At 42.5% G+C, this 20,755-nt stretch carries 14 protein-coding genes; 3 read left to right on the forward strand and 11 right to left on the reverse strand.

Going from position 1 to position 20,755, the window contains the following annotated elements; genetic code table 11:
- Positions 1-19: 19 nt before the first annotated feature.
- From FAZ19_RS02705 to FAZ19_RS02715, 3 genes are all read right to left on the reverse strand, one after another.
- On the reverse strand, positions 20-1,204 hold the full coding sequence (locus FAZ19_RS02705; RefSeq protein ID WP_136819053.1) for a trans-sulfuration enzyme family protein: 1,185 nt from the start codon (positions 1,202-1,204) through the stop codon (positions 20-22).
- Between the two features lie 679 nt (positions 1,205-1,883).
- On the reverse strand, positions 1,884-5,219 hold the full coding sequence (gene mfd, locus FAZ19_RS02710) for a transcription-repair coupling factor (RefSeq protein ID WP_136819054.1): 3,336 nt from the start codon (positions 5,217-5,219) through the stop codon (positions 1,884-1,886).
- A 46-nt stretch (positions 5,220-5,265) separates the two neighbouring features.
- Positions 5,266-5,811: a hypothetical protein gene (locus FAZ19_RS02715; RefSeq protein ID WP_136819055.1), complete on the reverse strand. Its 546-nt coding sequence runs from the start codon at positions 5,809-5,811 to the stop codon at positions 5,266-5,268.
- 141 nt (positions 5,812-5,952) lie between these two features.
- Here FAZ19_RS02715 and FAZ19_RS02720 point away from each other — a divergent pair, with 141 nt between their 5' ends.
- Both FAZ19_RS02720 and FAZ19_RS02725 read left to right on the forward strand, forming a co-directional pair.
- A complete protein-coding gene (locus FAZ19_RS02720) occupies positions 5,953-6,807 on the forward strand; it encodes an AraC family transcriptional regulator (protein WP_136819056.1) in 855 nt (284 codons plus the stop codon).
- Between the two features lie 3 nt (positions 6,808-6,810).
- Complete coding sequence (locus FAZ19_RS02725) at positions 6,811-7,236, forward strand: DUF983 domain-containing protein (RefSeq protein WP_136819057.1); 426 nt, start codon at positions 6,811-6,813, stop codon at positions 7,234-7,236.
- Between the two features lie 71 nt (positions 7,237-7,307).
- Here FAZ19_RS02725 and galE read toward each other — a convergent pair whose 3' ends face one another.
- Together galE and FAZ19_RS02735 are read right to left on the reverse strand one after the other, a co-directional pair.
- Entirely contained in the window at positions 7,308-8,336 is a 1,029-nt protein-coding gene (gene galE, locus FAZ19_RS02730; protein ID WP_136819058.1) for a UDP-glucose 4-epimerase GalE, read from the reverse strand.
- Positions 8,337-9,314 (reverse strand): UDP-glucuronic acid decarboxylase family protein, encoded by a 978-nt coding sequence (locus FAZ19_RS02735; protein WP_136819059.1) that lies wholly within the window; start codon positions 9,312-9,314, stop codon positions 8,337-8,339.
- A gap of 60 nt (positions 9,315-9,374) precedes the next feature.
- Between FAZ19_RS02735 and FAZ19_RS02740 the strand changes: the two genes are divergently transcribed.
- Entirely contained in the window at positions 9,375-10,619 is a 1,245-nt protein-coding gene (locus FAZ19_RS02740) for a 3-deoxy-D-manno-octulosonic acid transferase (RefSeq protein WP_136819060.1), read from the forward strand.
- Positions 10,620-10,718: 99 nt separating this feature from the next.
- On the opposite strand, the gene FAZ19_RS02745 is transcribed toward FAZ19_RS02740, so the two are convergent.
- The 6 genes from FAZ19_RS02745 to FAZ19_RS02770 are packed head-to-tail and all read right to left on the reverse strand — an operon-like array spanning position 10,719 to position 20,671.
- Positions 10,719-12,452, reverse strand: coding sequence for a GMC oxidoreductase (locus FAZ19_RS02745; protein ID WP_136819061.1), 1,734 nt, complete (start codon positions 12,450-12,452; stop codon positions 10,719-10,721).
- A gap of 44 nt (positions 12,453-12,496) precedes the next feature.
- Complete coding sequence (locus FAZ19_RS02750; protein WP_136819062.1) at positions 12,497-13,024, reverse strand: gluconate 2-dehydrogenase subunit 3 family protein; 528 nt, start codon at positions 13,022-13,024, stop codon at positions 12,497-12,499.
- Positions 13,025-13,083: 59 nt separating this feature from the next.
- Positions 13,084-14,730: an FAD-dependent oxidoreductase gene (locus FAZ19_RS02755; RefSeq protein WP_136819063.1), complete on the reverse strand. Its 1,647-nt coding sequence runs from the start codon at positions 14,728-14,730 to the stop codon at positions 13,084-13,086.
- A gap of 5 nt (positions 14,731-14,735) precedes the next feature.
- The gene (locus FAZ19_RS02760; RefSeq protein WP_136819064.1) at positions 14,736-15,419 is read right to left on the reverse strand and encodes an SGNH/GDSL hydrolase family protein; all 684 of its coding nucleotides are present in this window, start codon (positions 15,417-15,419) and stop codon (positions 14,736-14,738) included.
- 55 nt (positions 15,420-15,474) lie between these two features.
- Entirely contained in the window at positions 15,475-17,220 is a 1,746-nt protein-coding gene (locus tag FAZ19_RS02765) for a RagB/SusD family nutrient uptake outer membrane protein (RefSeq protein ID WP_169305546.1), read from the reverse strand.
- 19 nt (positions 17,221-17,239) lie between these two features.
- Positions 17,240-20,671 carry a TonB-dependent receptor gene (locus FAZ19_RS02770; RefSeq protein WP_136819066.1) on the reverse strand — a complete coding sequence of 1,144 codons (3,432 nt, stop codon included), beginning with the start codon at positions 20,669-20,671 and terminating at the stop codon, positions 17,240-17,242.
- Positions 20,672-20,755: the final 84 nt, after the last annotated feature.

Consider the following 20,755-nt stretch of genomic DNA (forward strand, 5'->3'; position numbering starts at 1 on the left):
AAGGAGCCTTTTACTTATGCTAAATCATACGGATTGCCTGATCGAAATCTGCGATCAGGTCGTCAATGTGTTCAATACCTACTGAAATCCGAAGCATTCCTTTTGTAATACCGGAGGTTTGTTTTTGTTCCGCTGAATGATGCGAGCCCCACATGCTTGCCGGATGGACAACCAGAGATTCAACCCCTCCCAAGCTCGCTGCATTCGTAAATATTTTTAGGTTGTTGAGTATTCTTTGGGCATTTTGAAAGGCATTTTCTTCACTTTGTCCTACCACTTCTATACACATCATTCCTGTGAAACCTTTCATCTGTTTCTTTGCCAGCTCATGCTGTGGATGTGAAGGTAACCCGACATAGGCGACATGCTGGATAGCGGCATTTCTTTCCAGCCACTCCGCTAATTGTTGTGCGTTCTCGTTAATCTGTCTAACCCGAAGCGAAAGGGTTTTTAAACCTCTTAACAGCAGCCAAGAGTCAAATGGACTTAACGTGGCGCCCAATACTAGGGAACGGCTCCAGACTTTCTCAATATATTCTTTGGAACCACATACGATGCCTGCGGTTAAATCAGAATGTCCGCCCAGATACTTTGTGGCACTATGAATAACGACGTCGATACCAAATTCACTGGGCACCTGATTTATGGGGGAAGCAAATGTATTATCCACCATAGTCGTGATACCTTTTTCTTTTCCTAATCTTCCCAATAGCTCAAGGTCCGTAATATCTAAATTTGGATTGGATGGTGTTTCTAAATAAATAAGTTTGGTGTTCGATTGTATGGCTGCTTCGAACGCATTGATATCCTTTTGGTCAACATGTGTGATTTCGATGCCATAGTCGATTAAGAATTGCTTGAAGAACAAGGTGGTTCCCGAATAATGCGCATGCTGGGCAATGATATGATCTCCAGCCTTGACAAGTGCGAGGATAGCCGTGCTGATGGCCGCCATACCCGTGGATAAAACCAAAGCATCTGCTGTTTTTTCCAAATTTGCAACAATGGCAGCAACTTGACTATTCGTCGGATTGCCATGACGGTGATAAAATTCCGGGTATTTTGGCGCGGTCGCGGCAGTAATATAGGCGTCTATATCTTCGCTTGCCAGATATGTTGACGATTGATAAATAGGAGCTACTACGGCATTTGTTTTATTAAATTCTTCGCCGATGTGAATAAGATTCGTTTCTACCTTTGCCATGTCATATGTTTAGTTTATCAAAAGTAATAAAATCTATTTGGTTAGTAGATATTCTTTGGTGTTTTAATGTCATGAAGTAAATGTTTAGTTTTGGGGAGTAATAATGAAGGTTTAAATTAGGCAATTAACTTTGTCCATTGCTTTTCCTCTCCGCCACTCGCCGTGGCAGGGCCTTCTTTTTATTCATACGTGTTTATTTTTTTTGCATGAATGAGGGCTTCGCCGTTTACCTAAAAAAGAAGCAAAAAAATCGTCGCTGTACCGGCTCGACACCACGGCTCACCATTCCTGCTATTGTCGACCCGCTAAGGCGACATTTTTCGTGAATGTATGGGTACTACGTTTTTTATTAAATATTTACTTTGAACTCCAGCTGAAATTAGAAAGGACGACCTAGGCCGATGTAGCGTTATGAAAGCTTTTGGATTTGCGTTAAGAACAGATCTACGAAGTGCAACGGCTTGGAGCTGTTTAGTAAATCCAAAAGCTTTTAGCGTAACATTGGCCCAGTCTTGATCTTTTGGTCCATTTTCCATCAAGGGAAAAGGACTAGGCCGCCCGCCGATGAGGGCAAAAAGATAAATAAGGATATTAATGCTTGTCAATATAATTTGGAATTTGCGAGCGACAAACTGTTAAAATAAACCTTCATTTAAAATTATCACGCTCTGAGATCCGCTTACACCATTTCTTTTAACAGATTTAGCGCGTATTCGATACTGTTTACATTATTTACGGCTATACGTAGCTGTCCTTTTACCTCTTTTAGATTACTGACAGCGGGATGGGCTTGTACAAAAGCCAATACTTTGCCGAATTGATCGGATTCAAAGTAAGCAGATTTGGGATTGTTGATGAAATAGCCTTTTAACGCATTTTTCTTGAAGGATATTTTTTCTAACCCGATTTCCTTTCCCATCCATTGAAGCCTTAACGTATTGAATAATTCGTGTACTTGGGCTGGTACTGGTCCAAATCGATCTGTCAGCGATTGGATAAAGTCCTGTAGCTGCGATTCGTTTTCAAGTTTTGCGATATCATTGTATAGATTGTAACGCTCTCCGATATTGGTAACATATTCATCTGGAATCAACACTTCTAAATCGGTGTCTATCTGTGTAAAAGTGACGTATTTATGATTTTTGTCATCGGCAAATAGGTCTGCAAATTCATCTTCTTTTAACTCCTGTACCGCTTCGTCGAGGATTTTATTATACATTTCAAAGCCTATTTCTGCAATGAATCCCGATTGCTCCGCTCCTAAAAGATTACCGGAGCCGCGTATATCCAAGTCGCGCATGGCAACGTTGAAGCCTGATCCCAATTCAGAGAATTCTTCAATTGCTGAAAGTCGTTTATAGGCCTCATTGGTAAGGGTCGATAGCGGAGGACTTAATAGATAGCAAAATGCTTTTTTATTAGAACGCCCTACGCGGCCGCGCATTTGATGTAAATCACTCAAGCCAAACATATGCGCATGGTTGATGATAATAGTGTTGGCGTTCGGAATGTCTAGTCCGGCTTCAATAATAGTTGTCGCCACCAAGACATCGTAATCGTTGTTGATAAATTTCAACATCACATCTTCTAAATCATCTCCCTCCAATTGGCCATGCGCTACACCGACCCGCGCTCCAGGCACCAGTCTTTGGATCATCACACCCAATTGTTTTAGATCTGCTACGCGATTGTGGATAAAAAACACCTGTCCGCTGCGGTCCAATTCGTAAGATACAGCCTCCTGAATCAAGGTCTCATTATATACGTGCAATTCCGTTTGTACGGGTTGTCGGTTCGGGGGGGGAGTAGTGATCAAACTTAGATCCCGAGCGCCCATCAACGAAAAATGCAGTGTGCGTGGTATAGGTGTGGCGGTCAACGTCAAGGAATCAACATTGGCGCGCATCACTTTTAGCTTTTCTTTGACGGATACCCCGAATTTTTGTTCTTCGTCGATGACCATCAGTCCTAAATCTTTGAATTTCACATCCTTGCTTACTAGACGGTGCGTACCGATGATAATATCGATTTTACCATCCGCTAGTTTGCTGAGTGTTTCTTTGATCTGTTTAGACGTCTTGAATCGATTGATGTAATCAATATTTGCCGGGAGGCCTTGAAGACGTTCTTTAAACGTACGGTAATGTTGTAGCGCAAGGATAGTGGTTGGTACTAACACGGCTACCTGTTTGCTGTCGGCTACGGCCTTAAAAGCCGCGCGGATGGCAACCTCTGTTTTACCGAAACCTACGTCACCGCATACTAATCGATCCATCGGATGCGGAGATTCCATGTCACGTTTTACATCGGCAGTCGCTTTCTCCTGATCTGGGGTGTCTTCGTAAATAAAAGAGGCCTCTAATTCGTTCTGTAAATAGCTGTCCGGACTGAAGGCGTTACCTGTCTGTGCCTTCCGTTTGGCATAGAGAACGATCAAATCGCGCGCGATATCTTTAACCTTCTTTTTAGTCGTTTTCTTAAGCTTGTCCCAGGTATCGGTTCCTAGCTTATTCATTTTGGGAACAGACCCTTCCTTTCCCGAATACTTAGAAATGCGATTAAGGGAGTTTATATTGACATACAATAGGTCGTTGTCTGCATAAACCAATCGTATCATCTCTTGCGTTTTGCCATTCACATCTACTTTTTCGAGTCCGGCGTATTTGCCTACACCATGATCAATATGGGTGATGTAATCGCCCGGTTTGAGATCACGCAGCTCCTTCAGCGTAATAGCTTGCGAGCGTTCATAGCCTTTCTTCCGTTTGTATTTGTAATATCGGTCGAAAATCTGATGATCTGTATAGCAAGCAAGTTGTATGGTGTCATCTCTGAAGCCTTCGCGTAAAGCGCGGTGTACCGGTATGAATGTGTTGGACTTATCCAGATCTTCCAATATGGCATAGATTCGCTCTATCTGTTTGTTGGAATCTGAAAATATTAAATTGGTGATCTTATGCTTCTCATTCTCCTTCATATTGTGTGTGAGAAGCGTAAAATCTTTATTAAAGGAGGGTTGGGGGTGTGTGTCGAAAGTAATCACCTCCGATGCATTATAGAAAAACTGTTTACCAAATTCGATATTCGGAAATTCAAACAACAGGGAGGCAAAATTTCGGTCATCGGTAAAGGTAAATCTGGGGTCAAGCCATTCGGGATTGTCTTTTATCTCTTTTTCGGACAGCGCTTTCCAAAACTGTGAAGCCTTTTTATATCCTTCTTTGATAATATCGAAGGTAAATTGAACATCTTTAATCCATACCACCGTGTTTTTATCGACATATTCGAGTAGAGAGATGTGGTTATTTGCTAGAAACTTTGCTTGGACATTAGGAACAATCGTGACGGTGTGTATTTTGCTTACGGAGAGCTGGCTTTCAATGTCAAAAGTCCGGATGCTTTCTATCTCATCGCCAAAGAACTCAATCCGATAGGGGAGATCATTGGAGAAGGAAAAAATGTCGACGATGCCTCCTCGAATGGCAAACTGCCCGGGTTCGTACACGAAATCGACGCGGTCAAAGTCATATTCATAAAGGAATTCATTGATGAAATCAATACCAACTTTAATATTTTGGGTGATTTCGAGTGTGTTTTTCTCAAGATCACTTCGGTTGATGACCTTCTCCGCGATTGCCTCGGGATAAGTGACCACAATTTTCGGTAATTCGGACGTGTGATTTAAAGCGCTTAATGTTTCAGCGCGTTGCAATACGTGGGCGCTATCTAGTTGCGTGAATTCAAAAGCTTTTCGATAGGAGGCTGGGAAAAATAGGATCTGCTTGTCAAAGATACTTTCGAGGTCACTGAGAAAATAGGAAGCGTCTTCATGGTTAGGCAAAATAAAAACATACGGACGTATGTGAAGATGATAAGCTGCCGAAGCAACCATCGCATCTGCGGAACCAATTAAACCTTTAAGATGAACTTTTGGACTTTTGTTTTGGATCGATTTGACAAGTGTTTTTACCTGCTCGATCTCCCTGTATTTTTCTAAAATTTCTTGAATACCCACCCGAAGAATTACTTTTTATGCGAAGTTACTAAAATAAATTTATAGCTCAACGCAGTCCATGTTTCATGCCAAATTCCCCTACGAATTCCATCTCATTCTGTAAGTCGAATTGTAAATCTTCATGTAACTTATCGAATTTTCCGTTAACATTTTTTATTCGACCTGCCGCATAATTTCGGAGCTTCAAACCGCTGCTCACAGCCGTGGATTCGAAAAGTTTAGGAAACTTCTCAAAGGCTGTCTTTAATAGGTATAACCGACATTCAATCTCACTTATCTTGTCTTTTGTTACCTTTTCATGTTCATTTATACTTCCGCTCGCTTGACGTAGAAGTATATTTAGTGCTCTATATTGGCTATAGGTAGGTATGTTTTTGATGGAGTTTTCAGCTTCGGACATTAGATTTTCTAAACTTCCTTTCAGCTTTTTAATTCGATCTTCTAAGTCTAGTTCATCTTCTAGTAGCTGGAAATGTAGCTGTTTCAATAGCATTTTGTCTTTATTAATCAGACGTACAAGCAGCTTGTCTTTCTCTTTTTGTGAAAGCGAAAGAACAGCTTCTTTAAGGGTGTTGTTTTTATGTAAAGACATATGCTAATCTAAAAAAAATATCTGCAAAAAAAGACGTTGAATTTTGGTGGAAATAGTATTGAAATATAAATCCGTAAAAAGTACCATTGAAAAAGCTAAATGTACCATTCGATCTGATAGTATTTAAATATCTTTGTGTCAATGATTACAGGCGCCCCCATACTCGATCAATGTACTTTATCGGCCGATAAAGAAGGGGGAATTCTTGTTGAGCGTTTGTCGAGTTATCTGGAAAGGAATAATAATCTTGTTTTTCCTCACCAGCATAACTTTTATCATTTTGTAATATTTACAAATGGAGGAGGAAAACATACCATCGACTTTGATGAATATGAGGTTCGGCCTTGGCAGGTTTATTTTATGATTCCTGGGCAAATTCATACGTGGAATTTCGAAGGCGCGGTAGAAGGGTATATTGTTAACTTTAGCGTGGATACATTCCAAACTTTTCTACTGCAACCAGATTATCTTTCAAACTTTCCATTCTTCTTAGGTCTTAAGCATACATGTGTTTTTATGATTTCCCATGAATATCAGGATACCATTTTGCGGGTAATGGATAGATTGATTCAAAAATCCTTTGGTATGGATTTTATAAAGGTGTCCTTGCTGTATTTTTTTATGGTATTAGAACAGCAAATGGAGCCAAATGAAAGGCATGAAGCCTCGTCATATAATTATACATTACTTAAAAATTTTAGAGCGCTGGTCGAAAAGAAATATAAAGACTTACATTTACCGAAGCAGTACGCGGCGCTTCTTTATATTACGCCCAATCATCTTAATGCACTTTCAAAAGAGTATCTGGGCCTTTCGGCTGGAGAACTTATTCGTAATAGGATTTTGCTGGAGGCGAAGCGCTTATTGGTGGTACATCAGCACAGCATTAGTGAGATAGCGTATGAATTGAATTTTAGTGATAATTCGTATTTCACGAAATTTTTCAAAAAAATGGAGGGAATTACACCGGAGGAATTTAGAAGAAAGAAGCAGTAAGATATGGAAGAAACAAAATATATTATTCCCAGCGAGCTGAAAAGCGCTGCAAATGGAAAGTGCCCTCGGTGTAGAAAAGGGGATATGTTCGAAGGGCCGCTATTTAGTTTTTCGTCTAAAAAGATGCGAAATACCTGTCCGCATTGTGGTCTTAAATTCGAGAAAGAGCCTGGTTATTTTTACGTAGCGATGTACGTGAGTTATGTATTTGTCGTAGCGGAGTTAGTGAGCGTATGTGTAGGGACATATATCATTACACGGAATATGGAATCGCCATGGCTTTACCTTACTGTAGCCGTATTGGCGACTATCCTCTTGGCGCCATTTAATTATAGGTACTCCCGCATTGTATTGATGTACTGGCTAACACCAGCATTTAAATATAGACCGGAGCGCTATGCTGATGTGAAAGAAGGAGAGGGTGTCTAACAGATAGGCCGGTGTGCAGATACGCGGATTCGCAAATTCTCAAAATAAGCGAATCCGCGAACAACTTCTAATTATTCAATCGGATTTTCTTTTAGATAATTTTCCCATTTCCAAGCGGAAGACATCATCTCCTCAATGCCGAGCTGGGCTTTCCAACCTAGTTCGCTGGATGACTTGGTGACATCTCCATATACTTTTACAATATCGCCTTCTCTTCGTGGACCAACCTCATAATTTAACGTCTTACCGGAGACTTTCTCAAAAGCCTTGATTGCTTCAAGGACAGAGTATCCTTTTCCGGTACCGACATTGAATACATCGTATTTTCCGTTTGGATTACCTTTTTCTAAAAGTTGAATCGCAGCAACGTGTGCTTTTGCCAAGTCTACAACATGAATAAAATCCCGTATACAATAGCCATCAGGTGTATCAAAATCATTTCCAAAGACGGTTAACTTTTCGCGTTTTCCGATGGCGGTCTGCGTGATGAAAGGCAGGAGGTTTTGGGGTACACCCAGTGGTAATTCGCCGATTAAGGCCGACTCGTGTGCACCTACCGGATTGAAATAACGTAGTGCGATTATGTTGTAGTTGTCGTATGCAGCGGCAGATTCCGCGAGGATTTCCTCTGCGATCTGTTTGGTGTTGCCGTAGGGAGAGCTGGCTCTCTTCACTGGCGCAGATTCTGTAACGGGTAATGCATCTGGCTCGCCATATACCGTACAGCTTGAAGAGAATACAAAATTGATTTTCTTCTCCTGATAAGCTTCCAACAAATTGATTAGGGAGAAAAAATTGTTGTGATAATATTTTAATGGTTTTTGAACGGATTCACCCACGGCTTTTGAAGCCGCAAAATGAATAATGCCACTGATATCGGGATTGTTATTGATGAATGCTGTGGTTTGTTCGGTATCGCATAGGTCAAATTGATGAAACTCGGGTTTTACGCCGATAATTTTTTCGATCTGTGCTAAGATCTTGCTGCTTGAATTGGATAAATTGTCAATAATTACAGGTGTATATCCTGCTTTGTAGAGTTCCACTACTGTATGGGAACCAATATAACCTGTGCCTCCGGTAACTAATATTTTGCTCATTTATATGTTGATTTGTTGTTTTACTTGGTCTTTTAATTTTTGTTTGTAATACGCTATCGTTTGTATTAAGCCTTCTTTTCTGGACACCTGTGGTTCCCACCCCAGTATCCGTTTTGCCTTTGTAATATCGGGTCTTCGCTGCTGCGGGTCGTCTACAGGTAACGCTTCATAGATGATCTTTGACTTGCTTTCTGTTAAGGCTATGATCTCTTCTGCAACCTCCTTGACAGACAGCTCTTCTGGGTTACCAATGTTCAATGGCTCATGGTAGTCGGTATGTAATAGTCTATATATACCTTCAATTTGGTCGGAAACGTAGCAAAATGATCGCGTCTGTTTGCCGCTGCCAAATACCGTTAGGTCTTCATTCCTAAGGGCCTGTGCAATGAAGGTAGGTAAAGCTCTTCCATCCTCCAGTCGCATACGTGGACCGAATGTGTTGAAGATACGTACGATCCTTGTATCCAGTCCATGAAAATTATGATAAGCCATAGTCATGGCCTCTTGGAAACGTTTCGCTTCGTCGTAGACACCCCGTGGACCGACAGGGTTCACATTTCCCCAATATTCTTCTGACTGCGGAGAGACGGTTGGATCGCCGTATACCTCGGAAGTTGAAGCAACCAGAATACGCGCTTGCTTTTCTTTAGCTAGTCCTAACAGATTGTGTGTGCCTAGCGAACCAACTTTCAAGGTCTGAATCGGGATGCGTAAATAATCTATCGGGCTGGCGGGCGACGCAAAATGGAGAATATAATCCAGCTCTCCGGGTACATGTACGAATTTGGAAACATCATGGTGATGGAATTCAAAATTCGCCCTATGGAAAAGGTGTTCGATATTTTCGATATTCCCGGTAATCAGATTATCCATCGCAATAACTTGATAATTTTCGTGAATAAAACGATCACAAAGGTGTGAACCCAAAAATCCTGCTGCACCGGTTATAAGTATTCTTTTTTGAGCCTTCTGTTGCACTTTGTCGTGAATTAGAAAAGGTTTAATATCTTTGACGAATATAAGTATTATTTCATTAATATGCGGATACTGTACGATCTGGGAATTGTTTTTTACGGTATGATACTACGGTTGATAGCTCCTTTTCATACCAAGGCACAACGTTGGGTAGACGGTCGAAAAGGGCTGTTAAAACACATAAAACACACGGTTGAAAAAGGTCAGGAACACATCTGGTTTCATTTTGCTTCCTTAGGAGAGTTCGAGCAAGGAAGGGCGGTTTTGGAACAGATCAGAAAGAAATATCCTCATGAAAAAATTGTAATAACTTTTTTCTCGCCCTCAGGTTATGAGATTCGTAAAAACACAACCTTGGCTGATTATGTGTTTTATTTACCCGAGGATTCTGCCAGAAATGCACGCGATTTTTTGGAAGCGATCAATCCTAAATTTGCCATTTTTACAAAATACGAATATTGGTACCATTATTTTAATCAGCTCCATAAACGTAAGACTCGTCTGCTCCTGATTTCCGCTATTTTCAGAGAGGAGCAACTTTTTTTTAAGCCCTACGGTGGTTTTTATCGATCAATTCTCAAGAAGGTAACTTTTTTTTTCACACAGAATATGGATAGCGTACATATGTTAAAGTGGATTGGAATTACCCATGCGGGGTTGGCGGGTGATACCCGATTCGACCGGGTGGTGGAGTTGCCCAAGAAACATCAGGAAATCCTTCCCATAAAGCAATTTGTCGGTAATCAGCATGTACTTGTTGCGGGGAGTACCTGGCCAACGGATGAAGCGCTATTACAGCAGCTTGCCATACAATATCCATTGTGGAAATTTATAGTTGCCCCACATGAGGTGAATGATAATCATATACATAGCCTGCTTAAACTCTTTCCTCAGGCCATTAAGTTTTCCGAATTTTCATCCTATACCGCTGCCAAAATTGAAGCAGCGCAAATATTGCTCATTGACAATATTGGCATGTTATCGTCTCTCTACTATTATGGCGACGTTGCATATATAGGAGGTGGCTTTGGTGTCGGGATCCATAATACATTGGAAGCGGCGACCTATGGTATGCCGATTATCTTTGGTCCAAAATATGAAAAGTTTCAGGAAGCGGTAGATCTCGTCACGTTAACGGCTGGATTTTCTATTGCCAACTACAACGACTTGCAGGGTGTTTTTAGATCGCTGAACGAACAGGAACGCCGGAAGATTTGTGGGGAAGCCGCTAGTGCGTATGTGAAACAACGTGCTGGTGCGACACAGATCATTATGAAATACCTGGAAACCGAAAAGCTTTTGGGATAAATGAAGAAGGTACCGGCTACTGAAACCAGTACCTTCTTAACGCTCGATTAGGACAGCTTAAACAGTACACTGTAAACCAAATTTTTGCGGCAACCTATTTTATTGTTTACCATCTAATAAAGTGCCCTTTTTTAATGACTTGACGGCGTGGTCCACTGCTCTCGCGGTAAGTGCCATATAGGTCAATGTCGGGTTTTGCGTCGCTGTTGATGTCATACATGCGCCATCTGTTACATAAACATTCTTACAGAGGTGAAGTTGATTCCATTTATTCAATAACGAAGTCTTCGCATCGTTGCCCATCCTAGCCCCACCCATCTCGTGAATATCGTTTCCGGGTCGACGGGAATCATTGGACGTTCTGATGTTCTTAAATCCGGCAGCCTCATACATCGCAGTCATCTGTTCGTAGTAATCTTTACGCCTTTGCCAATCGTCTTCGGCGTAATCTACAGAAATATGTAAGAGTGGCACGCCCCATTTATCGGTTTTACTTGCGTCTAACCACACTTGATTACTTTCCTTGGGGATAGTTTCCGCCATCATATGAGAATGTATGCGCCAGTTACTCCATTTTGAATCATCGAGTAATGCATTCTTAAGCGCGTCACCCACACCGTTAGTATCCCGAACCTGTGAACGATTGGCACTGAAAGCTGCTGCCCAACCGCGCAAGAAATCTGTTTCCTGACTATCCACATTACGGAAGTTCGGGATATACCCCCCACCGGCTGGATTTCGACCATCTGTTCGATATTCGAGAAGACCATCATATTCCGCACTGATACGTGCGGTGTAGTTGTGAAAAGCAATATATTTTCCTAGCAGTCCGTTGTCATTTCCTAGTCCTTCCGGAAAACGGTCCGACTTAGAGTTGAGTAGAATAAGATTGGTATTTAAAGCCGCAGCATTAACAAAAATTACCTCAGCGAAGAAATCTATTTCCTCAAGTGATTCTGTATCAATTACTTTTACACCTTTCGCTTTGCCCGATTCTTGGTCGTACAGTATCGAATGCACTACCGAATGGGGACGTAAGGTGAGATTACCCGTTTTTTGTGCCCAAGGAAGAGTAGAGGCATTGCTGCTGAAGTAACCTCCAAAAGGACAACCACGCTGGCACAGTACGCGGTGCTGACATTTAACACGTCCCTGCTGAAGATGGATAGGCTGTGGATCGGAGAGGTGTGCGCACCTCGCACTGATGACGTGCCTGTTTTTAAAGTGCTGATTGACGGATTGACGGAAATAATCTTCCGCCGCATTCAACGGGTAACCCGGTAAAAAATCACCATCCGGGAGTGTAGATAGCCCATCCTTATTGCCCGCAATACCAACGAAACGTTCTACGTAACTGTACCATGGATCGATGTCATGATACCGGATAGGCCAATCCACCGCAAAGCCGTCACGTGCAGGTCCTTCAAAATCATATTCGCTCCAGCGCTGCGTTTGCCGTGCCCATATCAATGATTTTCCACCAACCTGATATCCGCGAATCCAATCGAAATCTTTCTCCTGAATATAAGGATGTTCCTCATCTTTCGCGAAAAAATGTTGGGTGTCCTCTCTGTACGCGTAACATCTGTTGGCAATCGGATTCGTTTGCTTATCGGCATAGGTTATTTCATTACGGTGTTCCAATTCATATGGATAGAGGTTAGTCGTTGGGTAGTCTTTGACATGTACCACATCGCGTCCGCGTTCGAGGACGAGCGTTTTTAAACCTTTTTCGGTGAATTCCTTTGCCGCCCAACCCCCACTTGCTCCGGATCCGATTACAATAGCATCGAAAACGCGAGTCTTTACATCATCTATATTTAAGTTTGCCATTCTTTTATATGTTCTCTCTTATTTTGTTTCTCTTCTACGGGCCGTCAGGCCATTTTTACATAGCCATTATATCGACCGGGGACTAACTCGTATTTTTTCAAGTCAGTCATCACATACTTCGAATTCACAAACCCCTGTATGGTTCGGCGTTTGGTAATGGCATAAAACCGTTTTATCTGTTCATCTTTTACTTCCTTCATCTCTTCTAAAAAAGCAAGGCGTTTATTTGGTTCCAGTGTGATAAAATCCATTCCCATTTTCTCGCGCGCATAGGTAGAAAATGAAGCCAATCCAGCCATAAAAGCTGCTTGATCTTCTGGATTATGACAATCATCCACCATTTTCAAAACAAAGAGGTGTAGTAGTAATTCCCGTCCTCCAGAGGTATTAGAAGAGGGTATAATCGTCTCAACTAGCTCGGCTAGCAAATTTTCATGTTCTTCCTCTATCACCAAATGGGTCAGTTCAATAGTTGGCTTACCCGATTTTCGATAGCAGGCTGGAAGCAAAAGTGTACCGCCGGCGATAAACAATAACCTGCGAATGGCGATTCTTCTGTTGATCAAATCCATATATATAATCCTTTCTGTTTGAAATTACGATTTAATTCTTAATATCCTACATATTTTGCTTATGGTTTGGATAAGATCTGTTTATTTTCCAGAAGCATCTTCTGAAGAGCGCTATAGGGTACATCTTGCACGCTGATACCTTGATCAATAGCCAAAGATGCGGCTAAAGCTGCACTTTCGCCCAGTATCATGAATACCGGTTCCATACGAATGCTCCCAAAAGCGATATGTGAACTGGAGACACATACCGGAACAAGAAGATTTACGCATTCTTCTTTCTTGGGTACGAGTGAACCATAGGATATTTTATAAGGCCCCTTCTTGGGCTTCACACCGATATCCCCCTCATTCTGAACATACCCGTCGGCCTTTACGTATCGCTGTACATTGTGCGAATCCAGCGAATAAGATCCCATGCCTACAGGGTCAGAAATCTCACTTTCGCTGAATGTATCGTGTTCGGTCATTATGTGCTGGCCTACCATGCGACGTGCCTCTCTGATGTATAACTGATGGGGCCAATGTCCATTGTCTGTAAATTCGTCTTTCGCTAAGCCCCATTGCGCCATTTCCCTGCGCACATCAGCCGGTACTTTCTCGTCGTTAGCCATGAAATACAGCAATCCTTTTTGATAATCTTCATGTTCTTTGATTAGCTCTTTACGACGTTCGTAACTCGCTTCAGGATAATCGTAATTCATACCAATAAAATCCGTGCTAAAGGGGCCATGGTTGTTGGTGTCCGTTTTGCGGTTGGGGATTGGGTCGAATTTACGAAAGGTCTCGCGCCAGCCCGATGCGAAAACGCGGGCCAGTAGCTCGTAGTTTTCCGGTTTATAATGAGCTGGTTTCGGAAAGGGCACGCGGTTATCGGGGTGGTTACTTAAACACATCCGGAAGCAATAGGCCTGCAACCGATGATCGCCCTCCCCATAGACACCTGGATCCTCAGCTGACACCCCGTATAAAAGCCCACTCGTGCTATCACCGGCTATTACATATGGACTAATGTCGCTCTTAAACCAGTGGTCGTGGTGTAATACTCCAGTCTGTATGCCATTCCATTTCTCTCCGTATACACTATTCGCCTCGCGTCCCACGTGGTAGCTCACATCTGCAGCCGCCATTAAATCTCCCTCGTACGTGGCATCGATAAACATCTTTCCCTTAAACGTTTTCCCGCTTAAGGTCGTAATGGAAACAATACGGTCGCCCTTTTTTATCACGCCACCCTCCCGATCTAACCATTCATCTCGCCAAACTTCCAGCTCGTACTCTTTTACATAATCCTCAAAGACCTGTTCGGCTACATGGGGTTCGAAAATCCACATCGTACGCTCGTTACCATCTATTGCTGCTGTACCTTGGCCTTTGTTGCCGTATTCCGACTGACCTTGCCAGCGCCAAGCTGCGCTATCCTGATAGTGCAGATACACACGATGATAGAAATCGCGTGCTAGCCCCCCGATGACCGATTTATCACCTGTATCCGTAAACCCAAGCCCCCCTGATGACAATCCGCCCAAGTGTTTGTCGGGCGATATGACGATGACCGATTTCCCCGATTTTTTTGCCTGTACCGCAGAAATAATGCCCGCTGATGTGCCGCCATAGACAATCAGGTCTGCTTGATATTCATTTGAATGCAATTGGTTGCAAGAAACAAGTAGCGCTATGGTAACCACAGCCAATAGTGTTTTCCTCATGTTTTCTATTTATCTGTTACATTTAAGTTTAAAAATTCTATTATCTCCGGTGCGATGACCTCTTCTCCACCCTTCTTATTGGGATGTAAGCCATCCGGAACGTACTGCCTGAAAACCTCTTCCCCCTGATCTAAGATGTTCTGCCAATTGGTGTAATGGTCGATAAGCATTACCTTTTTTTGGCGTGCTACTTCCCGATACATCGCATAATACGCTGATAGATCGGGTCTAAAAGCAGCAGATTTTCCTATAGGCATATTCATAACCTGTAAAAAGATGTCGCAGGAATCGCTATAAAGACGCACGCGGTCAATCATATATTCCAGATTCAATTTAGCAAGCGCAACCGATGTCCCGTATTCTTTAAACGCGTCATTCATACCGAACTCTATAAACACGGCATCCGGCTTTTTGGCAATGACACTATCTTCGAAGTTTTTGACGCCCCAGACAGACCACATCCCGCCCTTACCGGCGAGCGTATAGTGGACCAAATTATCTCCATACTCCTCCGCAATACGTGCTTCGACGACATCCATCCATGCCCTTCCATTTCCACCGCTGGACAAACTGGTGCCATATACCACGATATGTTGTGGTTTACCGCTTTTCAATTGTTCCATCATGCGAGATTGACATAAAGCAGAGAGAGATAACAACATACTGCAAAGTGTAACCATTAATTTCATCTCTATTTTCGTTTAATAAGTTTTCGCGTAATAATTCCATTGTGCGTCTTCAATATTACATATTATCCCACCCGTTGGATTGTTGTGGATAGGGATCGCCTGCAATAACAGACTCGATTTGTTTCAACGGAATTGGGCGCAATACGTGGAAATCCTGTATATTATCCTTAGGCAGGGTATGATTGGTCCATTTTGTCGTAAAGAACCCATGCTTCCGTACACGCTCAACTAATTTTTGTGTGCGAACAAGATCAAACCAGCGCAACTGTTCTCCACAAAGCTCGCGTGTTCTTTCATCAAGAATATAATCGATGGTTATATCTCCGGGAGCAATCATCAGGTCGTCAATATATTCTTCCTTCGAGGCAGCTCTTTTACGAAGTTCGTTGATGTAATAAGCAGCTCCGTTGTTTGTAGAATTATTACCCAGTTTAAAAGCAGCTTCGGCAGCGATAAGGTATGTTTCGGCCAAACGATATACGATGATTGAACGCTGGGAGTCGAATGAAAGACTTGCACGATTGGGATCCAAAAATTTCTTCATTGTTGGGAATGAAGGATCAGTGTAGTTTTCGGGCGTCAGTATATAATAATTTGTCGCCCCTATTTCTTCTCTGGTCATGTTTTTGCCCGGAAGATAACCTGCAAGATTACCTTTTGCTCCACTTCTAATGGCAGAATACTTGGTGTTGCCGACATAAAATTCCTGGGTTCTATTCTGAAAATCGACCGGAGCTTTCCACTCGCTTTGGAATGTAGCGTAATAGCGCGAATCTTTGTCTACATCACCAAAGGCTTCATTATAAAGCCAGGTTGTTCCGTGATATCGCGCATAAACACGTCCATCTTCTATCTGTTGAACATTACCGCTACCATTAAAATTAAAATAACCGGCAACAAAGACATGTGAAAGATGATTCATATTTGCATCCGATTCAGGTACACCATAAATCGGATCGTTTGTCATCTGTACACTATACAGTATTTCTTGATTATTTTCATTGCCGGGTTTATGGATATCTGCATATTTTGGCATAAGCTTGACGCCTATTTGCTCGCCATCCTCAATTAGTGCTGTTGCTACATCATATGCCTGCTGAAAATCGGTAGATTGAGCAGCACTGCTCCATCCACGGGTGAGATATACTTTTGCTAGTAGATGACGAGCTAAAGCTTGTGTAACACGGCCTGTATTTGTATCTTTCGATCCTGCGGGCAGGTTGCCCGGCGTTGTACAATACAAGAGGTCTTCGATAATAAAATCGTACACATCAGCCATAGGGTCACGCTTAGCCTCTTTTATAACCCCATCATTATATGTACGGTTCAATGTCACATCGCCAAAGAATTGCACCAAACGAAAATAAAGCAAAGCCCGGAAGAATTTGGTCTCCGCCAGCATAGTTGTTTTTTTAGTTTCTGTAATGCCCGTCATGTCTTGCCCAAAGTGCACAAGACCATTGCAGGTATTGATCAATGTATACGAAGATCTCCAGTAGGAATAAATATAGTCCGAACTGGGTTTGTAATTTGCCGTATAATTACCAAAATTATAAATGTCACCCGAAGCACGGCTGTAGAACTCATCGGTTCCAGTCACCGTCAACATATGGATAGCACTAATGGGACCATAAAAAGCGCGCATTCCGCCATAAACACCATTTAATCCAAGTTCAAATCCCTGTGGTGTATTAAACGACTCGGGTGTAATTTTCGAGTGATTTTCCTCTTCCAGAAAATCCTTGCACGCCGTGACGAATAGTAACGGTATACATATTAATAAAAATATTAGATTTTTCATTTTCATTTTCATCTCGTACTTAAAAAGTTATATTAATACCAAATAACATTTGCCACGACGGAGGAACCACTGTACCCATCACACGGTTGGTCTCCGGATCGAGACCTTTATATTTGTTCACATATTCTGAAAAGAAGGTCAACGGGTTTGTAGCGGTTGCGTATATGCGGGCCTTGCTTAATCCTATTGATTTAAGGGGCTGATCGGGTAAAGTATAACCCAACGTCACTGTTCGTATCTTGAGGTAAGACGCATCGAATAGTGTAAGCGTTCCTTTATAAGGTATGCTCTGTACCCTGTTATTTGGAGCTGGCCAACGCGCACCTGTATTTTCCGGGGTCCAATAATCCACATCCAGATTATTTGTATAACCACCTAACAGAGAGTTTTGTCCGCCGCCATAGAGTTCAGACCTAAGTAAACCTCCTTGGCGGAAATTCATCACCACGGTAAAGTCAAAGTTCTTATAAGCCAGGGTATTTGTCCATCCACCTTCGAAGTTGGCCTGATGGCTTCCCAATACTTTGCGGTCATTGTCGTTGATTATGTCATCAGGCACACCATCGGGGCCACTGATGTCGGACACTTTAATAGTCCCTATCACGGATTCGTCGCCCGAGGTTTTAAGTCCGAAGCTTTCGGCCAACGCCCGGTCTTCAGGAGTGTCTTGCCAGATACCCAATCCTACATATTCGTAAAAAGATCCTAGCGGATGACCGACAAAGAGATTGTCGGAAATCAGTTGATCTACTCCTTCAGTAAGCTGCACAACCTTATTCCGGTTAAAGTAGATATTGAGATCCGTACTCCATTGGAATTTATTCTTGCCATCGCCATTGAAAATATCCATACGGACATTCGTCTCAAACCCTACATTTTCTGTTTTACCTACATTGTAAGGGATAGCTGTACTGACACCACTTGTTGCAGGAGGAGTGAAATTCATCATCAAATTGTTGGAGTATTGTTTGTAGACTTCAATAGAACCAGTAATCCGGTTTTTCAGAAAACCAAAATCTATACCGGCATTATAACTGGCTGTACGTTCCCACTTCAGTTCGCTGTTGGAGGCCGCAGTAGGATAATACCCCAGTACGCCCTGAGAACCAAAGATGTACCTGTTGCTACTCATATTGCCCATGGTGTCATAAGGATTCACGTTGGTGTTACCGACTTCACCATAACTGAGACGCAGTTTCAACTGCGACAATATATGAGCCGTTCTGTCCATAAACTGTTCATGGCCTATGTTCCATGCAAGGGCAGCAGAAGGGAAATAGTGCCACTTATTGCCTTGGGCGAGACGGGAAGAGCCATCCCCACGAAACGTTGCGGTCAGGTAATAACGTTGGTCAAAGTCATAATTAAGGCGCCCCATATAAGAAAGCATGCTCCATTTGCTGTATTCGCCAGCTCCTTTATGGTTTTCAGCCGTACCCGGATTGTAATAACCTACCTGATTGGTCGGTACGTTTTCATAGTTTAGATCGAAATCCTGCGATTCTCTTTCTTCAGCACTAAACAAAGCGGTGACATTGAAGTTATGCTTATCCACTTTCTTGTCATAAGTTAAAAGATTCTCAAGCGTATAATTCATAAGTGAGGCGGATTCATTATACCCATAGTTTGATGACTGCCGGCGCTTACTTGTCCCTTGCTGATAGTAGCGTTGCAGGGTAGTCTGCGATAGCTGTACACCTGCATTGAGCCTGTATTTAAAACCATGCGTGAAATCGACATCTAAATAACCTGTCGTAAATGTTGACAACCGTTTGCGGTCATCCTGAATCGCTCCTGGACGAAGATCCATGAGGGGATTACTCATGAGGTCATTTGGATGTACTTTTTCCCGTATTGATCCATCGTCCAAATAGGGCGATAGGAGCGGACTGAGTGAAAGCGCATCGCCCATCGGATTCAGGCTTTCTCCTCTACTTATATAGTAGGTATTCAATGTGTTAAACCCTAATTTAAGGTACTTGTTTATGGCATGATCCACAGACAATTTCAGGGTTGCACGCTCCATCGACTGTAAATCGTATATACCTGTCGATTTAAAATATCCCAACGATGTAGCATATTGGGTATTTTTCGATCCGCCTGCTATACCGATCTGATGATTGTTGATGACTGGATCCTTGTCATACAACTCTTTTTGCCAGTCGGTATACACTCCTCTGTCATAACCTTCGATTTCTCCATCGAGTCCTCCTTCGAATACACGTTGTAATACCCTGGGATCGTCGATACCTGTGTAACTGTCCGAATTTTTATAACGATTGTACATGGACCATTTCCGTAGTTGCATATACTCATCCGAATTCATAGCATCATAAAACCCTAACGGCTTGCTAACTCCTAAATATCCATTGTAAGTCACTGCAGCCTTTGCCGCTTCTACTCCACGCTTGGTCGTCATCAGTATAACGCCATTGGCTCCACGCGAACCATAGATTGCTGTTGACGAAGCATCTTTAAGAACAGTAACTGAAGTGATATCATCTGGTGAAATATTGTTCATCATACCTAAATCGTAAGGAATACCGTCCACAACCAAAAGAGGGTCATTGCCTGCAGCGATCGATCGCGTACCGCGGATACGGATCTCAGGCGTATGTGCCGGATGTGTTGATCCTCCACTTCGTTGTATGTTCACCCCTGATCCTGCACCTTGCAGGGCCATTGCAATATTTGCGGCAGGCGTATTGCGGATCGTTTGTTCATCGATTACGTTGACGGCACCTGTTAAATCAGATTTCTTCACCGTGCCGTACCCCACAACGACCACTTCATCCAAATCACTGATTTCTTGCGCCAACGTTATATCTATAACAGATCTACCTCGCACAGCTTCCTCTTTGCGTGCAAAACCTACAGACTGAAAAATGAGTGTTCCGTCTGATTTAACAGCTATGCTGTAGCTTCCATTATCCGATGTAGCTACAGCGGAAGTTGCTCCTTCCGCCGATACAGAAATCCCCGCCAATGCAGTTCCATTTGCATCGCGGACGGTGCCTGTTACCACATTTTCTTGAATATGCATATTGGATTCCCTTTCCTCCGATTGCTGGTGGATATGTTTGCGTCTTTGAGTCTCCTTTTCTTTCAGTACGATCGTTTTATCCATAATAACATACGTAAGGGGCAGTCCTTTAAGACATTCGTCCATCACGGTTTCGAGCGTAGCATTTTTAAGATTAATATTAACTTTCCGGGTATCATTCAATCGTTTTGCTGAATAAAAAACCGTCCGGTCGGTCTGCTTCTTGATTTCGCGAAAGACTTCCTTCATGGAAATACCATTTTGCTGAAGCGTAACGTGGTGTTGTGCCACACTACGCGCTCCAACCTGCATAACGAAGAAGATAATGATTGTTAGCGTAAGCTGAATGCGCATAAGCACCTGAGTTTTTAACACCCGCTGAAGCGGGAAAGTAATTTTTTCGTACATTTACAGTAATGTTTGGTTCAATTGAATAACTAGCTTTATACGTTGTCCTGAACATTTTCTGCCTTGCAGATATTGCCGAAAGTG

It is taken from the genome of Sphingobacterium alkalisoli, from assembly GCF_005049105.1.
In the GTDB taxonomy this organism is placed as follows: domain Bacteria; phylum Bacteroidota; class Bacteroidia; order Sphingobacteriales; family Sphingobacteriaceae; genus Sphingobacterium; species Sphingobacterium alkalisoli.